Source organism: Salinivirga sp., assembly GCF_035268865.1.
In the GTDB taxonomy this organism is placed as follows: Bacteria; Bacteroidota; Bacteroidia; order Bacteroidales; family Salinivirgaceae; genus Salinivirga.
In genome coordinates, this window is the sequence record NZ_DATFKB010000130.1 from 1 (window position 1) to 8108 (window position 8108).

Below are 8108 nucleotides of genomic sequence, written 5' to 3' on the forward strand. Positions count from 1 at the left end.
CAAAGTATATAGAAAAAGAGCAACCTTATGATAAAGCCGGAGCTTATGGCATACAGGAATGGTTTGGAATGGTAGCTGTAAAATATATTGAAGGCAGCTATTATAATGTTATGGGATTGCCCGTACATTTACTATATCGAAAATTATTAGAAATTATATAACACTAAAACATAGCTTTATGATTAAAAGACGATTAATACTTTTTATTGTAGCAACTTTAATTGTATTGCCCCTTCTAAGGGCACATGAAGGAATGTGGGTTCCCATTTTGCTCGAAAAATACTCATACGAGCAGATGCAGAAAGCCGGATTCAAACTCACAGCTGAGGATATTTATGACATAAACCAGGCCTCCCTCAAAGATGCTGTAGTTGGACTGGGCTATATGGGCCGGCCATTCAGGCATTTTTGCACAGCTGAACTAATCTCAGACGAAGGGCTTATTCTCACCAACCATCATTGTGGTTACAGGGCCATTCAGCGCCACAGCAGCGTAGAGCACGATTACCTAACCGATGGTTTTTGGGCTTACAGCAAAGATGAAGAACTTGCCAACCCCTGGATGACAGCTTCATTCCTCAAAAGAATGGAGGATGTAACAGATCAGGTATTAGAAGGCGTTACAGATGATATGACGGAAGAAGAACGGGAGACAATAATTAGAGAAAACCAGGAAGCCATCATTGAAAAAGCAGAAGACGGCACGCACTACCGCGCTAATATCAAGCAATTTTTTGCCGGAAATGAATATTACATGTCGGTATATGAGATATTTAAAGATGTACGCCTCGTGGGTGCACCACCCTCAGCTATTGGTAAATTTGGTGGAGACACAGATAATTGGTCATGGCCGCGCCATACGGGCGACTTTTCCATGTTCCGCATTTATGCAGGTGAGGACAACCTTCCATCGGCTTACACCAGCGATAATAAACCCTACGAGCCGGTAAAACATTTCGAAATTTCAACACAGGGAATCAATAAAGGCGATTTCACCATGGTACTGGGTTACCCCGGAACCACCCAACAATACATACCCTCATTCGCCGTAGCACTTAAAAAGAATCATATTAACCCCTTACGCATTAAGCTACGCGAGACACGTTTAGATGTTATGAACAGCTACATGGAGCAGGATAAAGCAGTACGTATCCAATATGCATCAAAATACGCAGGAATCTCCAATGGCTGGAAAAAATGGATTGGTGAGATTCAGGGCTTAGAGCGATTTAATACCATTGAAAACAAAGAAAAACTTGAAAAAAAATTTAAAACCTGGGCTAAAGACCACCCGAAATACCGCGGAATTGTAGATAGCTACGAAGCACTCTATAAAGGCCTCACCCCGCTCCAGGAAGGTTTCTATTACGCTATTGAATCAGCCATGGCCATTGAACTTGTCGATTACGCAGGCCAGTTTTCAAGGCTTGTTGATGACGCTAAAGAAGCCACAGATTCCACTGCAGTAGAAGAATCAATTGCCCGCATCCAAAAAGGCCTTGATGGACATTTTAAAGATTATCACCTGCCCATCGACAAGCAAATCACCGGAAAAGTGCTTGATATCTACTACAACGGCGTTCCAAAAGATTTTAGACCCACAATTATTAACGAAATATACGAGCAATATAATGGCGATTTCAATGCGTACACCGATGACCTGTTCGAAAAATCAATATTTGCAAGTAAAGCAAGAGTAGAAAAGCTTTTGGAGAATTTTACGTTTGAAGATTATAAAAAAATTGAGGCCGATCCTGCTTACCAGCTTCACGAGCAGGTAGCAAACTTTTATCGTGAAAACATACAACCCGAATACGCAAAAATATCAGACTCTTTAGATATCCTGGACCGGGAATATGTCGACGGACTGCGCAAGATGCAAGCAGATAAAGTCTTTTACCCGGATGCCAACTCCACATTCCGCATTGCCTTTGGAAAAATTGATGGTTATGAACCACGCGATGCAGTGGAGTACGAATACCAAACTACACTAAAAGGAATAATCGAAAAAGATAATCCGGAAGTATATGATTACCGGGTACCGGCAAAACTAAAAGAGCTATATCACCAAAAAGATTTCGGCAATTACACAAACAGCGATGGTGAAGTTCCGGTATGTTTTATAGGAACGAACCACACCACCGGTGGAAATTCCGGCAGCCCTGTGCTCGATGCCAATGGCAGGCTCATAGGTATAAATTTCGACCGTGCCTGGGAAGGTGTAATGAGCGACATCACTTACAAACCGGAGATTTGCCGCAACATTATGCTCGATATACGCTACGTGCTGTTTATTGTGGATAAATATGCTGAAGCAGATAACCTGATTAAAGAAATGACAATTAAGGAATAGTGCATTAAAAAATGATAAACCGTCTGTATAAACAGGCGGTTTTTTTTTACCATAGCCCCAAAAACTTACGCTTTTGTTTCACTATTGCAAATGGCGTACTTGAAAAGCCATTGGTATTTAAAACCTCTATAAGCTCCTCATCACTGCGGGCGCTGCATTCTAATACCAAATCCTGCTTTTCGAAATCTTTGTAAAGCCGGTTAAGTAAAACCTGGAAAACTTTCTTCCTGTCAGCAGTACTGTCAGCCAGACTAAAAAGCATATAAACTCTGTTTCGAAAACGTATGGCATAAGTAAGCCCAATAAGATTATTGGTTGATGAATAAACCCCATAAGCATTGCCAAAACCGAAACGAGAACTGAACGATAACAGGCGTCGTAAGGCTAAAATTTCCCTTTGTTTTATTTTACGCCCGTACATTCTTAATACAAAGTTTATAATCACTGCAAGCTGAACTCCGCGAGAGACCGTCATATCCTCACCTTTATCTGTCAGCGATGACGATTTTGCCATATACTGCTGCACTTCAGCGGGATATATCAAATCTTTGCTATGCACATAAGCATTTGAATATTGATAACAATGCAAACCCCTGGGATTTAAAGCATTCAAGGGTATCTCCCAACGTTTAAATTTGGAAGGAATTTTTTGCAGGAACTGGTTTAAAATATCTTCGCTTACTGGTTGTGTGCTAAAAACACCCAACTGGGATATGATTGAAAGCACTGATAAACGCCATTTGCCCTTGCGTTTAATCATGGGTAATGGCATTACAGCCTCATATTGGTCTGAGATAAGTGCATCCCATTTTTCGCAGGTACTGTCTAAAAACCATGAATAGGCGTATAATGTACCGTTTGCAGATTTATTAATACAGGAATCCCACTTACGAAAATCAATTTTTTCGTTATCCACATACGATATATTAAATGGTTTACTCACTTAAATGGCTTCAAACAGATTAATCCTTTGGTACAGCATAATCTACCATACGTTCATAAATCGTATCCCAGCCTTTCCAGGGACTGATATCACTAAAAGACTCGTTATGCCAGACGGTCATGAGTGTTCCGCCTACATCTTTCACTTTATCTATAATTTCCTCGCACTTTGCATAGGCCTCATGAGGATTATGTTTTGAATAGAAGTTCAACGTTGCATCCATTAAATGGAATGGATAAATGCGTAAATTTGTGGTTTTATTGGCTTTAAGATTAAAAAATTTAAATGAACCGGCATATCCCGCTCTGAAACCTGGTCGCGAAGGATACCCCATGGAAAAATCCTTTGTAATACCCTGCTCAATGAGCTTTTCGTATGAATCGGGCATTTTAAACTTAATGTAATGAAATCTGTTACATCTCACCTCTTTTTCGGTAATTTCATCCAGGGCTTCAATCTCTTCGGCCAGGTGCCTTGAATTTTGCGATGATGCAAACGAAGCATGAATACCTACGATTGCCTTTTCTGAATAATTATGAACCAATTGTCTGAAAAGCTTATTTTTATGCGATACGGCACGATCATAACCACCATAATTACCTAAAAGGAAAAATATGTATGGTTTAAGGCCATATTTAGCATGTATGCGATCTATCTCATCATAATTATCATATGGATCGGGCTCCATACCCATTAAAACTTTCAGCCGATGGCCATAATTATGAAATCGCTGTTGCACCATATTCATGGCCAAACCACCTGCAGTACGCAAAAAACCTTTATGCAAATAAGCCCAGGCATTATCAACATCTATTGTGGGTTGAAAGCTGTAACTTGCTTTTTTCAACGGTAAATCAGGAAAACGATCTTTTAGTGCATCTCCAAGTCTGTTTAACCAAATATTAACTACAGGTTCATAAAGAAACTCGTTCTTCCAGGCAAGGCTATTTCGTGGGTCATATCGACCATAACGATCTTTTTTGGCATACAAATACTCTTCGTACCTTGAAATCATAAAAAATGTGGCCGCAAAAACATCAAAAGGAAAATCGCCTTTATTCACGTTATAAAAAACCTTAACGCCGTCCCATTCTTTCACGACTACCTGGTGCTCTGTCACATCTTCCTGAAAAAGCAGCAATACCGGAAATATATTGAGGGAATTATCTTTAAAATTGTCCATGGAGTAATTAAGTCTCGGGCCAAGCTCAGCCCTGAACTCATTAGCATCTGTTGTCACTTTATAGTCAACATCAAATCTTTCTTTAAAAATAAAATCCAATGTATATAGTAACCGGTTGCTTTTTTTATGGGTGTATATTGTCAACATATTAAATAAAAATATCTATCAGTTTTTGCTCCTCTTTGTTCCAGTTTAGTTCACCAGCAGCATTTTCGAGTGCAGTTCCAAAGGTATGCCGTTTCTCGAAAATTCTTACAATTTGTCTTGCAATTTTTTCAGGTTGCCGTTCTTCCAAAACCTCGCCTACTCCATATTGCTCCACAATGCTTTTCATACCCGGCAAATCTGCTACCAAAACCGGTATTCTGGCTTGTATATAGTCAAAAATTTTATTAGGTAATGCATAGTAATAATTCAAGCCCATGTTTTCTTCCCACGACAGGCCAATATGTGCTTTCGATGTTATGGTTTGCATCATTTCAAAATCAACATGCCCTTTAAAATGTATATTCTTACTTTTTTGTTTACTTGCTTTGTGCTGCAGTTCATCCTCTACATCTCCCCTGCCGCAAATTATTAACTGAAACCTGGGCAGAAGCTCCATTGTTTCTATCATTAACTCTATTCCACGGCCTATATTCAGTGCTCCCTGGTAAATAAGTGTTGGTTTATCATACTTTTCAGTCTCATGTTTAGGTCTGTACAAGGGTACATTTCTAATTACCTCTACTTTTTTGTTGTATTGCTTTTCGTAAATCTCTGCAATGGGTTTGCAAACGGTATAAAACCGGTCAACACGTTTTACACACCTACGCTCCAGCCAGCTCCAGATATTTTGTACCCGGGGCCGGTTTATTAATTCTGGCACCTCGGTAAAAAGTTCATGACTATCGTAAAAAAGCTTTACGCGTTTTAAACCTGCTGCAACACGCGCTGCCGGAAGTGTATCGAGATCGTTACTCAAGATCTCTGTATACCGGTGATTGAGCAAAAAAAGCAATAGCCTGAAGTTATAAAACGCATAAAAAAGTGGCCCTTTATTTACTGGCAAACTAAAACGTCTGGTTGTGTATGGTCTGGTTATTTCAGGGCTGTTTTTCCGTTTCCGACCTATAACCCAAACATCTTTACCAAGGCGGTTTTTGAGCGTAAGCGCAGTTTTATGCACACGCTGGTCTGCACTCAAATCATTGGTGACACAAATAATTATTCGCTCCAATTGTTCAACTTTTACACAAAAATAACCGAACCTGCCCAAAAATAAAATATAAAGCCACATATCTCTTCGGTTATGCAGTTTTAAAATTTGCATGGGAAAAAATATAACGCTTATTTTGCTGCAAATTTGTCCCATGGCTCAATTAAAAACGAATATTGATCTTTCATCGTATCATACATTTGGTCTGCCACACAAAACAGACGCACTTTTCGAATATGAATCGGAAAAGGAACTGATTCACTTTTTAAAAACAGAAAGTCGCAAGTATAAAAACCTAATGCCTATTGGGAGCGGCAGCAATCTTCTGTTTACCAAAACATACCATGGCTGCCTGCTGCATAACCTGGATCAGCAAATTAAAATAAAGGACAAAAACGCAACGCACACATTTGTTCAGACAGGTGGCGGACTGGAATGGGACGATTTTGTGGCCTGGACGGTTGAGCATAATCTTTATGGTCTTGAAAACTTATCGCTCATACCCGGAACCACAGGAGCCACACCAGTGCAAAACATAGGTGCCTATGGCGTAGAGGTGCGGTTGTTTATCAAATCACTCGAGGCTATTGAAATAGCGACCGGTAAAAAATACACATTCAGCAATGCAGACTGCCGTTTCGGTTATCGCGATAGTATTTTTAAAAATGAATGGCGTAACCGCTTTGTAGTTACCTCCGTAACCTATCAGTTGCCGAATAAGCCACAATTTAATGTAAATTATGGATCACTGAAACAAGAGATAGATCGCTTAGGCCCCCTGAACCAGGAAAACGTGCGCAAAGCAGTCATTAATATAAGAAACAGCAAATTACCCGACCCCGATGTAACCGGAAACGCAGGAAGTTTTTTCAAAAATCCGGTAGTTACGCAAGCCGCAGCAAACAATCTTTTGAGACAATTCCCGGCCATGCCACACTACCCTGCCGAAGATTCATCTGTGAAACTGGCAGCAGGCTGGCTAATCGACCAATGCGGGTTAAAAGGATACCAAACCGAAAAAGGCGCCGGTATACATGATAAACAGGCGCTGGTACTGATCAATAAAGGAGCCCAAAACGGAGCAGACATTTTGGAGCTGGCCCGCTACGTGCAAACCAAAGTAAAAAAACAATTTGACATCGAATTGGAACCCGAAGCCACAATTTTGTAATAATAACATTTCTCAGGTTAGATCATATTTATACAAACCATAATTTTTCTACTCTCACTAAAATTCTGGCCGCCTGTATCTTGCTTTTTTCAAAAACATTTTTATCTTTGGTATACAAGGGCACTAAATTACTACATCCAATATTAAAAAGAAGCGCAAAATAAACGCTTCTGGTTGTATAAAACCATTTATGATGTGTTTTAATCTTCATTTTGCTTGTAAAAGTGTTTATAATTAAAAACGCCTTCAAAAAAGATTAACAATATAGATTATAAATCTGCAAAAAAATTGTTACAAGGGCGTTTTTTTTAGCCTTTATAATAAAGTTGAGCGCTATAGTTCCAAAAATAAAATCATATTAAACCTAAAAGATATGGAAGAGAAAAAATCTATAGTAACAATTCGGGGAAAAGATAAATCGAAATCGGTTCCAATAGAATCAAAAATTAGAACCGAAGCTTTCTCTTCTGTAATAGATAAGTGGCAATCACTTATAGATACAGTTGCAAAAATCGTGGATGTACCATCAGGATTAATAATGAGATTAAATGAAGAAACCATTGAAGTTTTTCTAAAAAGTCAGAATGAAGGTAATCCTTATCAAGCAGGGGAAAAAACAGATTTAATTTATGGCTTGTATTGTGAAACGGTTATAGGCACACAAGAAGAGCTTTTAATTCCTGATGCAACAAAAAATTATGTTTGGAGCAAAAATAACCCTGATGTAGACATAAATATGATTGCTTACCTGGGGTACCCCATTAACTGGCCTGATGGAAAAGTATTTGGAACAGTTTGTTTATTAGATAACAAAGAAAACTACTATGGCGAGAATTTCAAGGAACTCCTTTATCTTGCTAAAACACACATTGAATCAGATTTACAACTCATTAAATCTAAGTATGAATTGGAAGAACTAAACCTCAGCTTGCAAGAAACCAGTAGTATAAAAACCAGGTTCTTGTCTTTAATATCTCATGATGTGCGCGGAGGAGTAGGTACACTAAATGAATTTCTTAAATTAATTATAAGAAAATATGATGATTACGAAAGCCAAAAATTAAAAGAAGACCTAATATATTTGAATAATATGGCCAATTCTGCATTTGAAACACTAGAAAATTTATTAAGCTGGTCAAAAAATGATTTACTGCACTTAGAGCCCGAAAAAATAGATTTTAATATTGTTGAAATGATTGAAAGCTTATTGTCATTCTTTAAGTTATCAATCAAAATGAAAAATATTGAAGTAATAAAAAG

The 8108-nt window shown here is 38.5% G+C and carries 7 protein-coding genes; 4 read left to right on the forward strand and 3 right to left on the reverse strand.

What is annotated here, in order from left to right; genetic code table 11:
• Positions 1–161 (forward strand): Maf family protein (locus VJ937_RS08000; protein WP_324066379.1); only part of this gene is annotated, 161 nt, incomplete at its 5' end.
• A gap of 17 nt (positions 162–178) precedes the next feature.
• Positions 179–2353, forward strand: coding sequence for a S46 family peptidase (locus VJ937_RS08005; RefSeq protein ID WP_324066373.1), 2175 nt, complete (start codon positions 179–181; stop codon positions 2351–2353).
• 46 nt (positions 2354–2399) lie between these two features.
• Here the strand turns inward: VJ937_RS08005 and VJ937_RS08010 are convergent, their stop codons facing one another.
• From VJ937_RS08010 to VJ937_RS08020, 3 genes are read right to left on the reverse strand one after another with little or no spacing between them, the layout of a single operon-like run.
• A complete protein-coding gene (locus VJ937_RS08010) occupies positions 2400–3269 on the reverse strand; it encodes a hypothetical protein (RefSeq protein ID WP_324066374.1) in 870 nt (289 codons plus the stop codon).
• Positions 3270–3315: 46 nt separating this feature from the next.
• The gene (locus VJ937_RS08015; RefSeq protein ID WP_324066375.1) at positions 3316–4626 is read right to left on the reverse strand and encodes a polysaccharide deacetylase family protein; all 1311 of its coding nucleotides are present in this window, start codon (positions 4624–4626) and stop codon (positions 3316–3318) included.
• Position 4627: 1 nt separating this feature from the next.
• The gene (locus tag VJ937_RS08020) at positions 4628–5791 is read right to left on the reverse strand and encodes a glycosyltransferase (RefSeq protein ID WP_324066376.1); all 1164 of its coding nucleotides are present in this window, start codon (positions 5789–5791) and stop codon (positions 4628–4630) included.
• Positions 5792–5831: 40 nt separating this feature from the next.
• Between VJ937_RS08020 and murB the strand changes: the two genes are divergently transcribed.
• Both murB and VJ937_RS08030 read left to right on the forward strand, forming a co-directional pair.
• Positions 5832–6848 carry a UDP-N-acetylmuramate dehydrogenase gene (gene murB / locus VJ937_RS08025; RefSeq protein WP_324066377.1) on the forward strand — a complete coding sequence of 339 codons (1017 nt, stop codon included), beginning with the start codon at positions 5832–5834 and terminating at the stop codon, positions 6846–6848.
• Between the two features lie 373 nt (positions 6849–7221).
• Positions 7222–8108: GAF domain-containing protein (locus VJ937_RS08030; protein WP_324066378.1), on the forward strand; the 887-nt coding region annotated here is incomplete at its 3' end.

What these genes read in the sequence shown, in the direction of transcription:
- VJ937_RS08020 (WP_324066376.1), bottom strand. Translation starts at nt 5,791, where the DNA reads ATGCAAATTTTAAAACTGCATAACCGAAGAGATATGTGGCTTTATATT.
- VJ937_RS08015 (WP_324066375.1), bottom strand. Translation starts at nt 4,626, where the DNA reads ATGTTGACAATATACACCCATAAAAAAAGCAACCGGTTACTATATACA.
- murB (WP_324066377.1), top strand. Translation starts at nt 5,832, where the DNA reads ATGGCTCAATTAAAAACGAATATTGATCTTTCATCGTATCATACATTT.
- VJ937_RS08005 (WP_324066373.1), top strand. Translation starts at nt 179, where the DNA reads ATGATTAAAAGACGATTAATACTTTTTATTGTAGCAACTTTAATTGTA.